18 protein-coding genes are annotated in these 16,207 nt (G+C 33.4%); 10 read left to right on the forward strand and 8 right to left on the reverse strand.

Features of this window, described 5'->3' with window-relative positions; all coding sequences use genetic code 11:
• Positions 1 to 91 precede the first annotated feature (91 nt).
• Entirely contained in the window at positions 92 to 1,168 is a 1,077-nt protein-coding gene (gene asd / locus C6989_RS03055) for an aspartate-semialdehyde dehydrogenase (RefSeq protein WP_148702656.1), read from the reverse strand.
• An 83-nt stretch (positions 1,169 to 1,251) separates the two neighbouring features.
• Here asd and cobD point away from each other — a divergent pair, with 83 nt between their 5' ends.
• The 5 genes from cobD to C6989_RS03080 are packed head-to-tail and all read left to right on the forward strand — an operon-like array spanning position 1,252 to position 5,434.
• Positions 1,252 to 2,331 carry a threonine-phosphate decarboxylase CobD gene (cobD, locus tag C6989_RS03060; protein WP_182126312.1) on the forward strand — a complete coding sequence of 360 codons (1,080 nt, stop codon included), beginning with the start codon at positions 1,252 to 1,254 and terminating at the stop codon, positions 2,329 to 2,331.
• Complete coding sequence (locus tag C6989_RS03065; protein WP_182126313.1) at positions 2,328 to 3,167, forward strand: cobyric acid synthase; 840 nt, start codon at positions 2,328 to 2,330, stop codon at positions 3,165 to 3,167. Before cobD ends, C6989_RS03065 begins: the two co-directional genes overlap by 4 nt.
• The gene (locus C6989_RS03070) at positions 3,164 to 4,135 is read left to right on the forward strand and encodes a cobalamin biosynthesis protein (RefSeq protein ID WP_182126314.1); all 972 of its coding nucleotides are present in this window, start codon (positions 3,164 to 3,166) and stop codon (positions 4,133 to 4,135) included. Before C6989_RS03065 ends, C6989_RS03070 begins: the two co-directional genes overlap by 4 nt.
• Positions 4,128 to 4,853, forward strand: coding sequence for an adenosylcobinamide-GDP ribazoletransferase (cobS, locus tag C6989_RS03075; protein WP_148702659.1), 726 nt, complete (start codon positions 4,128 to 4,130; stop codon positions 4,851 to 4,853). The genes C6989_RS03070 and cobS overlap by 8 nt, the downstream gene beginning before the upstream one ends.
• Positions 4,850 to 5,434, forward strand: coding sequence for an NTP transferase domain-containing protein (locus tag C6989_RS03080; RefSeq protein ID WP_182126315.1), 585 nt, complete (start codon positions 4,850 to 4,852; stop codon positions 5,432 to 5,434). Before cobS ends, C6989_RS03080 begins: the two co-directional genes overlap by 4 nt.
• On the opposite strand, the gene C6989_RS03085 is transcribed toward C6989_RS03080, so the two are convergent.
• Together C6989_RS03085 and C6989_RS03090 are read right to left on the reverse strand one after the other, a co-directional pair.
• Entirely contained in the window at positions 5,417 to 5,614 is a 198-nt protein-coding gene (locus tag C6989_RS03085) for a 30S ribosomal protein S27e (RefSeq protein WP_148702661.1), read from the reverse strand. The two genes, C6989_RS03080 and C6989_RS03085, sit on opposite strands and share 18 nt — an antisense overlap.
• Positions 5,611 to 5,892 (reverse strand): 50S ribosomal protein L44e, encoded by a 282-nt coding sequence (locus C6989_RS03090; RefSeq protein ID WP_012215962.1) that lies wholly within the window; start codon positions 5,890 to 5,892, stop codon positions 5,611 to 5,613. Before C6989_RS03090 ends, C6989_RS03085 begins: the two co-directional genes overlap by 4 nt.
• A gap of 118 nt (positions 5,893 to 6,010) precedes the next feature.
• Here C6989_RS03090 and C6989_RS03095 point away from each other — a divergent pair, with 118 nt between their 5' ends.
• From C6989_RS03095 to C6989_RS03105, 3 genes are read left to right on the forward strand one after another with little or no spacing between them, the layout of a single operon-like run.
• The gene (locus C6989_RS03095; protein WP_182126586.1) at positions 6,011 to 7,726 is read left to right on the forward strand and encodes an adenine deaminase; all 1,716 of its coding nucleotides are present in this window, start codon (positions 6,011 to 6,013) and stop codon (positions 7,724 to 7,726) included.
• Between the two features lie 44 nt (positions 7,727 to 7,770).
• Positions 7,771 to 9,399, forward strand: coding sequence for a thermosome subunit beta (gene thsB / locus C6989_RS03100; RefSeq protein ID WP_182126316.1), 1,629 nt, complete (start codon positions 7,771 to 7,773; stop codon positions 9,397 to 9,399).
• 37 nt (positions 9,400 to 9,436) lie between these two features.
• Entirely contained in the window at positions 9,437 to 10,306 is an 870-nt protein-coding gene (locus tag C6989_RS03105; RefSeq protein ID WP_220462855.1) for an ROK family protein, read from the forward strand.
• On the opposite strand, the gene C6989_RS03110 is transcribed toward C6989_RS03105, so the two are convergent.
• From C6989_RS03110 to C6989_RS03130, 5 genes are read right to left on the reverse strand one after another with little or no spacing between them, the layout of a single operon-like run.
• Complete coding sequence (locus tag C6989_RS03110) at positions 10,307 to 10,567, reverse strand: DUF2024 family protein (RefSeq protein ID WP_148702665.1); 261 nt, start codon at positions 10,565 to 10,567, stop codon at positions 10,307 to 10,309. It lies immediately after the preceding gene.
• Positions 10,568 to 10,582: 15 nt separating this feature from the next.
• Positions 10,583 to 10,945: a hypothetical protein gene (locus C6989_RS03115; RefSeq protein ID WP_182126318.1), complete on the reverse strand. Its 363-nt coding sequence runs from the start codon at positions 10,943 to 10,945 to the stop codon at positions 10,583 to 10,585.
• The gene (gene guaA, locus C6989_RS03120) at positions 10,946 to 12,469 is read right to left on the reverse strand and encodes a glutamine-hydrolyzing GMP synthase (RefSeq protein ID WP_182126319.1); all 1,524 of its coding nucleotides are present in this window, start codon (positions 12,467 to 12,469) and stop codon (positions 10,946 to 10,948) included.
• Between the two features lie 4 nt (positions 12,470 to 12,473).
• On the reverse strand, positions 12,474 to 13,046 hold the full coding sequence (locus tag C6989_RS03125) for a hypothetical protein (RefSeq protein WP_148702668.1): 573 nt from the start codon (positions 13,044 to 13,046) through the stop codon (positions 12,474 to 12,476).
• 35 nt (positions 13,047 to 13,081) lie between these two features.
• Positions 13,082 to 13,813, reverse strand: a complete 732-nt coding sequence (locus C6989_RS03130) for a 6-hydroxymethylpterin diphosphokinase MptE-like protein (protein ID WP_148702669.1) — start codon at positions 13,811 to 13,813, stop codon at positions 13,082 to 13,084.
• A 34-nt stretch (positions 13,814 to 13,847) separates the two neighbouring features.
• Between C6989_RS03130 and folP the strand changes: the two genes are divergently transcribed.
• Both folP and guaB read left to right on the forward strand, forming a co-directional pair.
• A complete protein-coding gene (gene folP, locus C6989_RS03135; protein ID WP_148702670.1) occupies positions 13,848 to 14,699 on the forward strand; it encodes a dihydropteroate synthase in 852 nt (283 codons plus the stop codon).
• Between the two features lie 45 nt (positions 14,700 to 14,744).
• The gene (gene guaB / locus C6989_RS03140) at positions 14,745 to 16,175 is read left to right on the forward strand and encodes an IMP dehydrogenase (protein ID WP_148702671.1); all 1,431 of its coding nucleotides are present in this window, start codon (positions 14,745 to 14,747) and stop codon (positions 16,173 to 16,175) included.
• Positions 16,176 to 16,207: the final 32 nt, after the last annotated feature.

Consider the following 16,207-nt stretch of genomic DNA (forward strand, 5'->3'; position numbering starts at 1 on the left):
TAGATCGTCTACTTTTGCCGTCTAAAACACCTGAGTCGTTCTAGATTTCTGGTTCTTATAAAGTTATTATTGAAAAAATTGCAAAAAAAATCTAAATCTTGCCCTTTTTGTATAACATTTCAGCTAATAACACTGCGCCTTTTGCTGAACCCATTTTTTTGTTATGTGAAAACAGCATGTATTTTAGTCCCTTGTCAAACAATTCTTCTTTTTCAACTCTACCAATCGTTGTGGTCATTCCATCACCAACTTCTCTTTCCATTCTTGGTTGAGGTCTTGTTGGATCTTCATGGAATGCATAGTATTCTTTTGGAGCTGAAGGTAACCCTTCTACTGATATTTCTTTATTGTAATTATTGTAAAGCTCTTTTGCTTTTGCTGGGTCAATATATTCAGTAGTTTCAACAAAGACTGATTCTGTATGTCCATCAATTACTGGAACTCTAGTACATGTGCAGCTAACTCTAATGTCTGCATCTTCAATTTTACCGTCTTTGAGTTTTCCAAGAATTTTTCTTGTTTCTAACCTTACTTTGCCTTCCTCTTTTGGAATGTAAGGTAAGATATTATCTGTAATTCCCATTGCAGAAACCCCTGACTTTCCACCACCTGAAATTGCTTGCATTGAAGTCATCATGACTTTTTTTGCACCATATTTTTCAAGTAATGGTTTTAGTGTAATTGCTAAACCTGTAGTTGTACAGTTTGGTAGTGGTGCTACAAATCCTTTCCAGTTACGGTTTTTCTTTTGAGTCTCAAGCAGTTCAGCCTGCTCATCGTTTACACCTGGAATAAGAATTGGAACATCTTCTTCGTATCTGTATGCAGAACTAGTTGAAACTACCGGTAATTCTGCTGCCATTTTGGTTTCAATGTCTCTTGCAGCTTGAGATTCAACTGCTGAAAATATTAGATCTAACTGTGATGTATCAAGCTCGTCAATTCTTTTAACAGTCATTTCTTTGATATAATCTGGGATCTCGCCGCCAACATCCCACATGATAATTCCACCTTCGTTTCTGATAGCATCAAGATACTTTTTGCCTGCAGAGCGCTCAGAAGCTGCAATTTGGGTTACCTCAAACCATGGGTGGTTATTCAAAGACTGTACGAATTCTTGTCCTACAGAACCTGTGACTCCTATTATTGCAACTCTTTTCTTCTCCATGAATTAACTACTGATCGGTTTCAATTAATAATCGTTATTCAAATTACCAAAAGATACTATATCGCCTGTTCCTATTTTGTAATGTGAAAATTCGGACAAAAACAAGCATTACTGAGCATCACCCAATATCTCATGGAGGTAGATTTTCTGGAGGAAATCGCCATATTGATGTCTTAGATTTTAGCTCAAATACTAGTCCTGCCGGTATGCCCTCTTCTGTAAAATCTGCTATGAAAAAAAGACTGGATGAAATGGGACATTACCCTGATACAGATTCCATCAATTTACTCTCTAGCCTCAAAAAATACACTAGATTATCAGACTCTCACATAGTTGTTGGCAATGGCGCAATTGAGATACTCTATAATTTTTGCAATACCTTTTTGTCTAAAAAACGTGTTTTAATTCCAACTCCGACTTTTAGTGAATACGAATCTGCATCAAAACTTGCTGATTGTAAATTTACTTTTTTTAAAACAATGGATCTTTCTAAAAACCTAGATTCATTTATTTTACAAATCCCTACTAATGGATGTGTCTTTGTATGCAATCCAAATAATCCTACTGGAACTATACTACCAAAAAAACAATTAATAAAAATAATTTCATCTGCAAAAAATAAATCTTGTCTTGTGTTTGTTGATGAATGCTTTATTGAATTAGTTCCTGAATCAAATCAATCTATAATAAATTTAGTAAAAAAATATGATAATCTCTTTGTTCTAAGATCACTAACAAAATCATATGGATTGGCAGGAATTAGAATTGGGTATGGTATAGGTTCGAAAACAATTATTGAAATTCTAAAAAAAATAAAAATTCCTTGGAGTGTAAATGCATTAGCTCAAGAAGCAGGAATTATGGCAATTAAAAATAAATCTCATCTAATAAAATCAAAATCAATTATTAAGAAAGAATCAAATTTTCTAAAAAAGAAAATCGCTGAAATTCCTGGTTTTGAATGCTATAATTCAGCAACAAATTTTGTTTTAATAAAAACAAAACAAGATTCAACAAAAATTCAAAAAAAATTACTAAAACATAAAATATTGATTCGTGATTGTAAAAATTTTCGTGGATTAAACAATCACTATATTAGAATTGCAATAAAGTCTCATAAAGATAATCTAAAACTTGTAAATGCAATGGAGGCAATTGCATGAAGTCTTTAATGATTCAGGGTACATCATCAGGTGCTGGAAAAACAACATTGGTTGCAGCACTGTGTAGGATCTTTGAACAAAAAGGATACCTTGTGGCTCCGTTCAAATCTCAAAACATGTCGAATTTTGGTTATGCCACGCCTGATTTTGAGATTTCTCGTGCCCAAGCAATCCAAGCCATTGCTGCAAGATGCCCAATCGAGCCTGATTTGAACCCAATTATGCTTAAACCACTGGGAAATTACTATAGTGCAGTCTACCTTAATGGAAAATATTACATGAAAATGCATGCAAAAGATTACTATGCAAAATTTGTAAAATCAAAAGGCATCCAAGCAGCTACTACTTCATTATCAAAACTGCAAAAAAATTATGAGCTAGTAATTTTAGAAGGTGCAGGTTCTCCCGCTGAAATCAACTTACAAAAATATGACATTGCAAATATGCAAATTGCTCAAAAAGCAAATGCATCTGTGTTATTGGTTTCAGATATTGACAAAGGTGGATCATTTGCAAGTTTGATAGGGACCATGGACTTAATTGAAAAAAAATATCAAAAATTGGTAAAGGGATTCATATTAAATAAATTCAGAGGAGACATTGATGTTCTAAAGCCAGGTTTTAGAAAAATAAAACAGCTTACCAAAATTCCTGTAATTGGAACCATTCCTATGATGAAAATGAATCTACCTGAAGAAGATTCACTTAATGCTAAAGCAAAACAAATTGCATGGACCAAAAACAATATTTCAAAAATTGATAAAGAATTAGATAAACTTGCAAAAGTTGTAAAAAATAACTTAGATATCAAAGTAATTGAGAGGGTGATAAAATGATTTTAGAATCTTTGATAGTTGTAGGATTTGCATTGATACTTGATCTCGTATTTGGTGATCCCAAGAATAAATATCATCCAACTGCTTGGATAGGTGAACTTGTTGCCAAATTAACCCCACTTGGACAAAATCCAAATCAAAAAATTGAAAGACTAGGTGGAATATTTGTAGTTAGTATTCCTATAGGAATTACTGTTACATTACTATTGATATTAGATTTTGGTATTTCATTTCTTACAACTGATTGGATAACGTTGATAGTTTCAGTTTTGATTGGTATCTTGCTACTAAAGACTACTATTGCAATAAAAGGGATGGAACACTATGCAATGGCCGTAGTTGAATCTCTTGAGATGGATAATCTAGATTCTGCCAGAACAAATCTCTCTATGATTGTTAAACGAAAAACTTCCAATTTAGATAAAAATCACATAATTTCAGGCGTACTTGAAAGCGTAAGTGAAAATACAGTAGATGGGATTACTGGTCCTCTATTTTATTATGCAATTTTTGGACTTCCTGGAGCATTTGTGTATAGAATAATTAATACTGCTGACTCTATGATAGGATATAAAACAGATATTTTCAAAAATTTGGGCTGGTTTGCAGCTATATGTGATACTGTATTAAATTACATTCCATCAAGACTTACTGGATTTATAATGATCATTTCGGCTGCTGTTTTACAACATAATTGGAAAGCGTCTTACAAGATAATGATTCGTGATGGGAAAAAAACCGAGAGCCCTAATGCAGGATATCCTATGGCTGCATTAGCAGGAGCACTTGGTACAAAATTTGAAAAAATAAATCATTACAAATTAGGTAATGGGGAAATTACTCTCACAAAAGAACATGTTATCTCTGCAATATCTATGATGAAATTAACTTCAATTCTTTTCTTTGGAATTGTAATTATTCCAATCATTTCTGTTTTAACATTAATTGGATGGTGGATTCATGCTTAAGGAAATAGGTTCTGTTTTTTCTTTCTTGACAATATTTCCATCATCAAATGCAACTTTGGAAAATATTGCAAAATACATGTATATTTTTCCTATAGTTGGAATTGCAATTGGACTTTTAGTTGGCTCTTTTGGATTTGGATTATCTTTCTTTTTTGATCCACTGCTTGTTAGTCTCTTAGTTGTTGCATCTATTGCAATTGTTACTGGCATACATCATGCAGATGGATTGGCAGATTTTGCAGACGGACTTATGGTAAAGGGGACAAAAGAAAAAAAACTCAAAGCAATGAAAGATCTTTCTACTGGTTCAGCGGGAATTGTTGGACTTGTTTTGTATCTTGTTGGTTTGATAATTACGATCTCACTTACTAGTGGGTTTGATTTGTTTAAAGCAATTTTGATTAGTGAAATTCTAGCTAAATTTTCAATGGTGCTTTTGGCAAGCTTGGGAAAATCTGCTACACTAGGCTCAAATTCACCTTTCGTGCATGTCATGAAAGACAAGAAAAAATTAGCAGCAGCTTTTATCATCATGCTCATCCCTGTGACTTTGATAGGCGAGACTACTGGATTGATAATGCTAGGAGTTACTATCGCTTTGACACTATTCCTATTGGGAGTATCTACTCGTAGTTTTGGTGGAATAACTGGTGATGTAATTGGTGCTACCAATGAACTTACAAGATTAGCCTCTTTGATGGTGTTTGTATCAATATGATTGGTATTGTTATGGCTGGTGGCAAAGGTTCTCGTATGAATTTAGATGATGAAAAATTACTATTACAATACAAAAAGCCGATTATTCTACACGTAATTGATTCATTAAAAAATTCAAATTATTTTTCTAAAATTATTGCAATAACTAGTCCAAACTCCCCTAAAACAAAAACACTATTAGAAGAAAATAATATTGAAATTTTTGATACTTCTGGAATAGGATATGTAGAAGATCTAAATTCTGTATTACAGAAATTCAATGATTCAATTTTAGTTGCATCTGGTGATATGCCTTTATTGGATAATGAAATTATTCAAACAATTGTAAACCACTATGACTCTCAAAAAACCTGGACAAGTATTCTTGTCACCGATAGACTGCTAACGTCTATTGGAATTAAGTCTGATTATTCTATTATTCATAATCAACAAAAATGTCATTTTACAGGAATTTCATTAATTAATTCCCAAAAAATTAACTCACTTGAAAATGTAGAAGAAAATTATGTTGTAATTGATGATAAGAGAATTGCACTTAATCTAAATACTACACAAGATTATGATTTACTCAGCACTACCTGAGATTTTCCCATTAATTTTTGCTTTAGAGCCTGTTGCCTCTGCAATTGTGTTTCCACATGAATTGCATGCAATTTGTGTTGATGCATGTGAATAAACAATTTGTAGTTCGCCACATTCATTGCAATTAACTTTTTGAAATTTACTTGATGGTTTTGGAATCTCAACGTGATCTTTTTTCATGCTGCCACCAACTCAAATTTCTTAATTCTAACCCCTAGTTTATTGTATTTCTTTTTACACACGGTACATGTCATAATTGGAGTAACTTTTTTTGTTACTTTGGCTGGTTTTGCTAATTTTGGGAATTTTTGTCCACCATAACCATGTTTACGTTCAGCATGTCTTCGTTCACCCCTTGCAGAACCACGCCTTTTTCCAGCCTTGTAAATGGAGACCTTTTGTTCAGTATGTGTCTTACATTTTGCACAATACTTGCGGATCACCTTTGGTATGTTCATATCAACAAAACCTTCTCAACCGTAATTTAAGCATTGAATCTATAATAGGCGCAAAATCTAATTTAAAATCGTGACTTCGAGCCTAGCAAATTCGATCTCTTCCTTGAATTCAGTAGCTATGGGTGAAAAAAAAGCAGATCTAATTTTGAAAAATTGTAATTTACTTTCTGTTTATACTCGTGAAATCATTCCAAAAACTCAGATTGCAATAATTGGTGATAGAATTGCATATGTTGGTCCAGATGCAATACATGCACAAGGTCCTAAAACCAAAATTGTTGATGTAAAAAACAATTATGTTGGTCCTGGTTTTGCAGATCCTCATTTACATATTGATCAATTTGTTCTTCCTTCAGAATTTGCAAAACAAGCACTTCTTTGCGGCGTAACTTCTCTTTTCTCTGATCCTATTGATGTTGTTAGTGTAGGTGGGTACAAGGGATTTCAAGAATTTTTAAAATTAGGAGAAGATCTTCCAGTAAGAATTTTTCAAGTTGTACCTGGTGGACTACCTGTTGATGCAAAATTTAGTAACAGTAAAACTCTTACTTTGTCTCAAGAAAAATCTGCAGTAAAACATCCTCATGTTCTTGGATTGGGTGAGGTTTTCTCTTGGACAAAGGTTACTCTTCGTGAACCAAAAACAATGAAATCTCTTTCAACAATGCTAGAATGTGATTGCATTATCAATGGACACACTGCTGGCGCAAGTGAAAAAAAATTGAATGCCTATGTTTCTTCTGGAATTCTTTCTTGTCATGAACCAATCAATTTTGATCAAGTATTGGAGAGATTACGTCTTGGAATGTGGATTATGATTAGAGAAGGCTCTATAAGACGTGATTTGAAAGAAATCATTCCAAGAGTTTTGTCTCATGGCACATATCTCAACCGATTAATGTTTTGCTCAGATGGTCTTGATCCAAAGGATATCTCAAAATTTGGTCATATTGATCATTGTATTCGTGAATCAATCAAACTTGGCTTAGAGCCAATTGATGCAGTAACTATGGCATCAAAAAATAATTTTGATTACTATAACATGGGAAAAGATCTTGGTGGAATTGCACCTGGTAAATTAGCTGATATTCTAATTTTTAATGATTTGAAATCATTTAAACCTAAAACTGTATTTGTAGGAGGAAAACTTGCAGTATCTAATGGAAAAATTGTTTTTCTAATAAAGAAAAAAACAATATCTCCTTGGATCAAAAATACTGTCAAACTACAAAAATTCTCAAAAGATGATTTTCAAGTAAAGTCTAAAAAGAAAGATGTTGTGGCAAATACTATTTTTATGCAAACAGAAATAATTACAAAGATAGGTTCAGCTCAACTTCAGTCAAAAAATGATCTTGTTTCTGCATCTTTGGATTCAGATGTATGGAAAGTTGCTGCTTTTGATAGAACCCATGGAACGAATAGGCATGCTATAGGATTTCTTGAAAATTTTGGTGCAGATATTGGGGCATTTGCTTCTACGTGGAGTTTTCATGAAAACGATATGATAGTTATTGGTTCAAATGACTCTGATATGGCGTTTGCATCAAATCACTTAATCAAAAATCAGGGTGGACTTGTTGTAGTAAAATCTGGCGAAGTTCTTGCTTCTTTACCTCTACAGTTTGCAGGGATCGTTTCAACAGATTCATTTGACAAAGTATCATCTAATTTTGAAAAAATCAATAACTCAATTGTTGATTCTGGATGTAAATTTTCCAGACCTCATCTAATTCCTTTGTTTTTGCCTTTTTTGGCTTTACCTTCTGTTAGAATCCTTTCAGGTGGTATTGTTGATGTAAAAAAACGGAGTTACATCTCACCGATCAACTAAGTAATGTTAAAAAGGGGGATTCAAGGGATTGAAGCTGAATCTAAATGGCATCAATTCAACAAGGACCAAATGGACCTGTTTTAGTACTCAAAGAGAGTGCGTTACAACAAAAAGGTAAAGACGCTCAACAAAATAACATTGCAGCAGCAAAATTAGTTGCAGAATTAGTAAAAACTAGTCTCGGACCAAGAGGTCTTGATAAAATGTTAGTTGATTCTTTAGGTGACGTTACTATTACGAACGATGGAGCAACAATTCTCAAAGAAATTGATGTCCAACATCCAGCAGCCAAAATGATGGTTGAGATTTCTAAAACTGTAGATAATGAAGTTGGGGATGGTACAACTTCTTCTGTAGTTTTTGGAGGTACACTATTAGCAAAAGCAGAAGAGCTTCTCAAAAAGGATGTTCATTCTTCTACAATTGTTGATGGCTATCAAATTGCAGCAGAAAAAACTCTTGAAATTTACTCTGAATTATCAAAGAAAATCAAACCTGATGATAAAGAATCACTCATAAAAATCGCTACAACAAGTATGCAATCAAAATTAATCTCAGAAGATAGTGGCATATTGTCAAAAGTTGTGGTTGATGCTATTCTTAGTATTGTTACTAAGAAGGGCGAAGACTATTTTGTTGACCTTGAAAATATCAAGGTTGAAAAGAAAGCTGGTGCATCAATCCAAGATACTCAAATTGTTAAAGGAATTGTTTTAGATAAAGAAATTGTTCATAGTGGAATGCCTACAAAAATAGATGGAGCCCATATTGCTTTGCTTAATTCAGCACTTGAAATTGAAAAAACTGAAATGAGTTCTGAAATAAGAATTTCAGATCCAACTCAAATGCAGATGTTCTTAGAAGAAGAAAATAGAATGCTAAAGACAATGGTTGATAAATTACATGATATTGGAGTCAATGTCCTAATCTGCCAAAAAGGAATTGATGATATTGCACAACACTATCTTGCAAAAAATGGAATCATGGCAGTACGTCGTGTAAAAGAAAGTGATATGATTAAACTAGCAAAGGCTACTGGAGGTCGCGTAATTACTAACCTAGATGATCTATCTGAAAAAGATCTTGGTTCTGCTAATTTAGTTCACCAAAAGAAAGTTGAATCTGATAAATGGGTATTCATTGAAGGATGTAAAAATCCACAATCCGTTACAATGTTAATTCGTGGTGGCTCTCAGAGAGTAATTGATGAAGTTGACCGTTCCATTCATGACTCCCTTATGGTAGTAAAAGATGTAATCGAAAAGCCTGAAATTGTTGCAGGTGGAGGTGCGCCAGAAGCTTATGCAGCCTCACAACTCAAAGATTGGGCTGATAATTTTGATGGACGAGAACAACTTGCAATTAAGAAATATGCTGAAGCATTAGAGGTAATTCCATTAACAATTGCAGAAAATGCAGGAATGGATCCAATTGATACCATGGCAAATCTACGAGCAAAACAAAATCAAGGTCGTAAATGGACTGGTATTGATGCTAGAAATACAAAGATTGCAGACATGCTTTCAATTGATGTTGTAGAACCTGTTGCTGTTAAAGAACAAATTATTAAATCTGCAACAGAAGCTGCATGTATGATTCTTAGAATTGATGATGTAATTGCTGTCTCTGGTGGTCCAGGTGGTGCCGGCGGTGGCATGCCTCCAATGGGATAATTAATTAAAACTTAAGCATTCTACTTTTCATACGTTATTGTTGTACAAGCTAGGTATTGATTTAGGTGGAACAAAAACTGAAGCAATTCTATTGGATGATTCGTTAAACGTTTTAGAAAGAAAGAGAGTTGCCACTCCAAAAGAAAATTATTCTAAAATAGTTGATACAATTTCAAACCTAGTCTCAGAAATTTCACGAGATGTTTCGGATTTTTCTGTGGGAGTTTGTACACCTGGTACAATTTCAAAACAAACTGGTCTGATAAAAAATAGCAATACTCAATGTCTTATTGGAAAACCATTAAAAGAAGATCTAGAAGAAAAATTACATAAAAAAATCTCTATAGAAAATGATGCAAATTGTTTTGTAATGGCTGAATCAAAACTGGGCGCTACAAAAGAATTTGATTTTGTTTTTGGTGTAATTTTGGGAACTGGCGTTGGTGGAGGGATTGTTATCAATGGAAAACTACATTCAGGAAGAACTAACATTGCAGGAGAATGGGGACATCATATGTTATATCGTAATGGAAATCTATGTTATTGTGGAAAAACTGGTTGTGTTGAGACCTATATTAGCGGTCCTGCATTAGAGAAAAAATGGACATTGCTTACGGGACAAACAAAATCCATGCCTGAGATTCTCTCTGAAATTGATAGTGATGCTGGGAAAAAATGGAAAAACGAATTTTTAGAGAATTTTGGATTTGGTTTGGCAAATGTAATTGATATCTTAGATCCTGATGCAATTGTTCTTGGCGGTGGCCTGTCAAATATTAATTTCTTGTATTCAGAAGGAAAAAAATCAGTTTATGATAAAGTGTTTTCAGATTTAGTTGGTACGCCTATCTTAAAAAACGAATTAGGTGATTCTGCTGGTGTTTATGGTGCTGCTTTACTAAATTAATTACTCAGGGCATCCTTCCATCTTTGAAATGAAATAACCATTAGTCATTATCTCAATTTCCATATCTTCTGGAACTGATTGAGTATGACAGAATTTACATTCTTCAGTTGTTACTTTGGAATCTCCTTCTCCAATTGTATTGAGCCACTCCTTTGCATAGGAAATTGCTTTTTGTACATCACTGTTATCAGTGACTACATCAAAATGCATTGTATGGCCATCTTTTGCTTTAACATATGTGTCAAAAACATGAAAATCCATATTCATCACAAATAATTACGAGTATTTATTTTTGATTTTCAAAACTTTTTCTACTATTTCATTAACATCTGCATCTAGTTCTGTACTGATCAAAATTAATCCAGCACCACCGATTGGAATGGTCACTCTATAGATTTTTTCATATTTTGCTAGTGCAAAAATTGGCTTTCCAATTTTATTTGATGTCTTTTTGCGTGTAGACCAACGATAAACTGCTTGAGATAATGATAATTCTGTTTCTTCCCTTGATAGATAATTTTCTGCGTCAGCACGCATTTTATCATATAATTCTCCGTAATCATATACTCCAACATATCTAATTTTTTTATCGCTTTCTAAAACTTCATCACAAATTTTTTCATATTCCAAATTTCTCACCTATTGGGGCTCAATTGTTGCTGGAGGCTTGCTTGAAATTGTATATGTGACCCAAGTGACATCTTCAATTTCATTTGTTATTCTATTGCTCATCTTTTCTAAAATCCCATGTGGTAATCTTGTCCAGTCAGCAGTCATTGCATCAATTGAATCTACAACTCTAATCATCACTATATTTCCGTATCTGCGTTCATCCCCTACAACTCCAACTGCTCTATCATCTCCCACTGCTGCATAAGCCTGCCATACTTTTCCATATAGTCCAGCTTCTACTAATTCATCTTCCACAATTTTACTTGCAACTTTTGCAATCTGTAGCTTTGTTGGTGCAACTTCGCCGATAATTCTAACAGCTAATCCCGGACCTGGAAATGGATGTCTCATGAAAAGTTTTTCTGGAACTTTGAGAATTTTTGCAATCATTCTAACTTCATCTTTGTATAATTCTCTTAATGGCTCTAAAATTTCTAAATTAAGCCAGTCAGGTAATCCTCCTACATTATGATGTGATTTTATAACATCTGCAGGTCCTTTTGAAACACCGCTCTCAATTACATCTGGATAAAGAGTTCCTTGTGCCAACCATTTGAATGGACCATTTTTTTCAGCAAATTCTGTAAATACATTGATGAATTCCTCACCTACAATCATTCGTTTTTTCTCAGGATCTTCTACTCCCTTGAGTTTTCCAAGAAACTTGTCTACTGCATTAATTGATGTAAAATTTACATTGAAATTTTCTTTGAACATAGTCTCAATTTCTGTTTCTTCATTTAATCTCAATAGTCCATTATTTACAAAAACACATTTGAGTCGGTCTCCAATAGCTTTGTGAATCAATAATGCGGCAACAGTAGAATCTATGCCTCCACTGACACCACAAAGCACATTTCCATCAATTTTTGAGATTTTTTCAACTGCTGAATCAATAAAACCCTCCATAGTCCAATCTTGCTTTGCTCCACAAACCTTCAAAACAAAATTCTTGAGTATTTCTGTACCTTGTTCAGTATGAACTACTTCTGGATGAAATTGAATTCCATATACTGACTTTTCATGTGAAGCTATTGCTGCTGCTTTTGCACTCTCAGTATGTCCTATGATTTGAAAACCAGGAGGAATTTCTTCTGCTTCATCTCCATGACTCATCCATGCTCTTACTGATTCACCTACACCACTTAGCAAATCTTTATCATTGTCAATTGTTAGTAGTGATGAACCATATTCTTTATTTGCCCTTTTTACCTTACCTCCATACTTGTTAACAATTAACTGATGGCCATAACAAATTCCAAGCAATGGTAAATTCATCTCAAAAATTTTATTTTCTGGAACTGGCGCATCTGAATTATACACACTAGATGGACCTCCTGAAAAAATAATCCCTTTAGGATTATGTTTTTGTAATTCTTCATAACTAATATCAAATGGAACCAATTCTGCATATACTGAAAATTCTCTGATTCTTCTACAAATCAAATGGCTGTACTGCGACCCAAAATCTAAAACTACAATTTTATCCATGTTATCACTTGTTGATATTTTCTAGCATTCTTGATAATGACCATCCTGCTGTATTGATTAGTTCATTAACTCTTTCTTTTTGCCTATAGTTTTTGATGATAATTTCTCTAATATCGGAACCGTTTTTATTAATTATATAATCAATTATTGATTCTCTTTGTATTTTTCCATTTTCTACGTCTGCTGAATCTTTCTTTTTCATTTCTCCAATAATTCTATCTAGAAAAAATGATTTGAAAGGTGGTGTATCGGCGTTAATCTCAACATTGTCGTCTAATACTATTGAGACTTGTTCAGGCGTAACAAATGCCTTGGCAATGATCTTTCCATCTTTTCCTTGTTTAATTGGAATTGAATTTTTTACTTCTTTGATTGTCTCTGTAGCTTCCTGAGGTTCAATTTTTTTTGATGGTGTTAATTGTGATGCCTTGGTAAAACTAGATTCTTTTAAGAACAGATCCAAAATTGTAATATCTTTTTCTAAATTCTCTATTGATTCATGATGCTTATCTATTTGCTCGATTAAACTTTCTCTCAAAGTAACAATCCCCTTCATCTGTTCCTCTGAAAATTTCATAATTTGATAAATGAGGAATGGGTATTAAATGCATTCTAGGTAATTATAATATCCAGGTCTTTGTATGCTATTTTTTTAAATCCCTTAATTTGCATTGAAGTTGTAAATAATTCAGATTTTGTTTTAGTGGCTAACCATTCTAAGAGTGATTTTCCTTTTTTTAATTTCATCAACTTTATTTTTCTTTCTGACTTTTTTGTATTTGAGAACTTGCCTATTCTATTTCCAAAATCCATTCCAAATAGAATGATTTTCTTTGCACCATAATGACTTGCTAGAAACACACCTCTATCACCATCAGTAAACCCTCCAAAGTTTTGTATTTTGTTAAATGGTTTTGTTTGTGTAGTTCCAATACAATTTTTAAATTCTTTTATCATATTCAATTTTTCAATGTTGTCTCCATGTGCATGAACAACAAAGATAGCTTTTTTTGAAATTTTTTTAAATGAATCTTTGTCCCCATCTAAATCAGTTACAACAATTTCTGGAACAATTCCGTTTTCTAATAATGGTTTAAGTGAACTGTCTGCTGCAATTTTGATTCCTTTTAGTTTCTTTATTTTTGGGATTGCAAATGACAGTGAGGGTCCAGAACCTATTACAAATACTGTTTTATCATGAACTAAACTATGAATTTTTTTATCAACACTGGATTTTTTTAGAATCGAGTTTAACAATATAGCTGATTTTTTGTCTTTATTCTCATTATAGTTGAATTCTTTTAAAATATCAGAATACTTGATTTTCCAACCTGAAATCATCATATGACTCAAATTGTATTAGTTTTTGATAAACCATGTGACTAAAATTGCAAATGTTGGTGTAGGTGGGAAAAATCCTGTTCGAATCATGGGTATTTTGAATACTAGTCCTGAATCCTTTTACAAAAAATCTATTCGCACTACCAAAACTCAGATAAAGAACTCTATAAAAGAAATGGAAAATGATGGCGCTGATTTTATTGATGTAGGTGGCATGTCTACTGCACCCTACTTATCTACTGTCATATCTGAAAAAACTGAATCAAAAAGAATTCTTGAAGCAGTAAAAATTATTCAAAGCGTATCTAATATTCCAATATCTGTTGATACTTGTAGAGCAAAACCTGCTAAAGATGCTTTAGAGCACGGTGTTGAAATCATTAATGACATTTCTGGATTAAAATATGATAAAAAAATGAAAGATGTTGTTGCAGAGTTTTTACCATCTCTAATTTTATGTGCTTTTGACTCAAAAACTGTGATTGGTAACACAGTAACGGTAACAAAAAAATTACTTCAAGACAGTTTGAAAATTGCAAAAAAATCACATGTCTTGCCCAACAAAATTGTATTAGATCCCTCTATTGGATTTTTTAGAAAAGATGGAAAAGGACCATTTTTTACAAAAATCAAATCTGATTGGATAAAAAGAGATCTGACAATTATCCAAAATTTGAATTCTATAAAGGGAAATTATCCTGTTTTGATCTCAGTTTCAAACAAGTCTTTTCTTGGGAATCTTTTACAACAAAAAGATCCGTCTGATCGACTATATGGTTCAATTGCAACTGAGGCAATTTGTGTGATTAATGGTGTTGATATTATACGCACTCATAATGTAAAGGCTACAAAAGATGTAGTGACTATTGCATCAAATCTGAAAAAATAACACAAAGGCTTATAATCAATATTCAACTTTCTTAACAAGGTTTCATTGGAATTCAAAGAAGGATTAACTTTTGATGACGTTCTTCTTGTACCCAAATATTCAGATATTACAAGTAGAAGTCAGACCGATCTTAGCACAAAATTATCTCGAAATATCACAATTAACATCCCTTTTGTCAGTGCAAATATGGATACTGTAACTGAGTCATCTATGGCAGTAGCAATGGCTCGTGCTGGAGGTATAGGAATTATTCACAGATTCTTGACCATTCAAGAGCAGGCAAATGAGGTGCTAAAGGTGAAACGTTCAGGTAGTGTTATGATAGAGAACCCGTATTCTATTCCATCAGATAAATCCATTCAAGATGCTTTGGATTATGCTGAAGATAAAGAAATTTCTGGCTTGTTAGTTGTTGATTCAAACTCTAAATTGGTAGGAATTGTTACTGAAAGAGATTTACTTTTTGCTAATCCGAATGGAAAAATTTCTGATGTAATGACAAAAGATGTTGTTACTGCAAAACCTGGAGTTACTTTGGATGAAGCAAAAGAAATTTTGCATAAACATAGAATTGAAAAACTCCCAATTGTTGATGACTCTGGAATTATCAAAGGATTGATTACAAGTAAAGACATTACAAATAATACTGATTATCCAAATGCATCAAAAGATAAAAAAGGCAGACCTTTGGTTGGTGCTGCAGTTGGCGTCAAAGGTGACTTTTTAGAGAGAAGTGAATCTTTATTGGATGCAGGAACTGATGTTCTTGTTGTTGATATTGCACATGGTCATAGTGAAAATGCAATCAGTACTGTTCGTAATATTAAAAAAGCATTTCCTGATTGTGAATTAATTGCAGGTAACATTGCAACTGCTCAAGGTGCTGAAGATTTGATTAAAGCTGGTGTTGATGCAGTTAAAGTTGGTGTAGGTTCTGGCTCGATTTGTATCACTAGAGTGATTACAGGTTCTGGTGTTCCACAGCTGACTGCAGTGATGGATTGTGCAAAAATTGGCAATGATCATGGAGTTCCAATTATTTCTGATGGTGGAACAAGAACCTCTGGTGATGCAACAAAAGCATTAGCTGCTGGTGCTTCATCTGTAATGGTAGGAAGTATGCTTGGTGGAACTGATGAATCCCCTGGAACAGTTTTGACAAAAAATGGTAAACGATTCAAAGTTTATCGTGGTATGGCTTCTCTTGCTGCTTCTATTGGAAGAAAATCAAAAGAAACGGGTTCAATTTCGCTTGATGATGATTTGAATGATTATGTTGCAGAAGGAGTTGAGGCTATGGTTCCTTACAAGGGAACAGTTGTTGACATTCTAAAACAACTTTCAGGTGGCGTACGCTCAGGTTTGAGTTATTGTGGGGCCCACACAATTACACAAATGCAAGAAAATGCAGAATTTATCAAAATGTCAAGAGCTGGGTTTGCAGAAAGTCAGCCTCATGACGTTTCTCTAATGTAGATAATTTTTTAAGCAGTATCAGAATTGATTGA

The organism is Nitrosopumilus sp. b2 (genome assembly GCF_014078535.1).
Classification (GTDB): Archaea; Thermoproteota; Nitrososphaeria; order Nitrososphaerales; family Nitrosopumilaceae; genus Nitrosopumilus; species Nitrosopumilus piranensis.

What these genes read in the sequence shown, in the direction of transcription:
- C6989_RS03090 (WP_012215962.1), bottom strand. Translation starts at nt 5,892, where the DNA reads ATGAACATACCAAAGGTGATCCGCAAGTATTGTGCAAAATGTAAGACA.
- cobS (WP_148702659.1), top strand. Translation starts at nt 4,128, where the DNA reads ATGCTTAAGGAAATAGGTTCTGTTTTTTCTTTCTTGACAATATTTCCA.
- C6989_RS03130 (WP_148702669.1), bottom strand. Translation starts at nt 13,813, where the DNA reads ATGATGATTTCAGGTTGGAAAATCAAGTATTCTGATATTTTAAAAGAA.
- C6989_RS03110 (WP_148702665.1), bottom strand. Translation starts at nt 10,567, where the DNA reads ATGGATTTTCATGTTTTTGACACATATGTTAAAGCAAAAGATGGCCAT.
- C6989_RS03095 (WP_182126586.1), top strand. Translation starts at nt 6,011, where the DNA reads ATGGGTGAAAAAAAAGCAGATCTAATTTTGAAAAATTGTAATTTACTT.
- C6989_RS03125 (WP_148702668.1), bottom strand. Translation starts at nt 13,046, where the DNA reads ATGAAATTTTCAGAGGAACAGATGAAGGGGATTGTTACTTTGAGAGAA.
- guaA (WP_182126319.1), bottom strand. Translation starts at nt 12,469, where the DNA reads ATGGATAAAATTGTAGTTTTAGATTTTGGGTCGCAGTACAGCCATTTG.
- C6989_RS03085 (WP_148702661.1), bottom strand. Translation starts at nt 5,614, where the DNA reads ATGAAAAAAGATCACGTTGAGATTCCAAAACCATCAAGTAAATTTCAA.
- C6989_RS03065 (WP_182126313.1), top strand. Translation starts at nt 2,328, where the DNA reads ATGAAGTCTTTAATGATTCAGGGTACATCATCAGGTGCTGGAAAAACA.
- C6989_RS03080 (WP_182126315.1), top strand. Translation starts at nt 4,850, where the DNA reads ATGATTGGTATTGTTATGGCTGGTGGCAAAGGTTCTCGTATGAATTTA.
- C6989_RS03070 (WP_182126314.1), top strand. Translation starts at nt 3,164, where the DNA reads ATGATTTTAGAATCTTTGATAGTTGTAGGATTTGCATTGATACTTGAT.
- thsB (WP_182126316.1), top strand. Translation starts at nt 7,771, where the DNA reads ATGGCATCAATTCAACAAGGACCAAATGGACCTGTTTTAGTACTCAAA.
- asd (WP_148702656.1), bottom strand. Translation starts at nt 1,168, where the DNA reads ATGGAGAAGAAAAGAGTTGCAATAATAGGAGTCACAGGTTCTGTAGGA.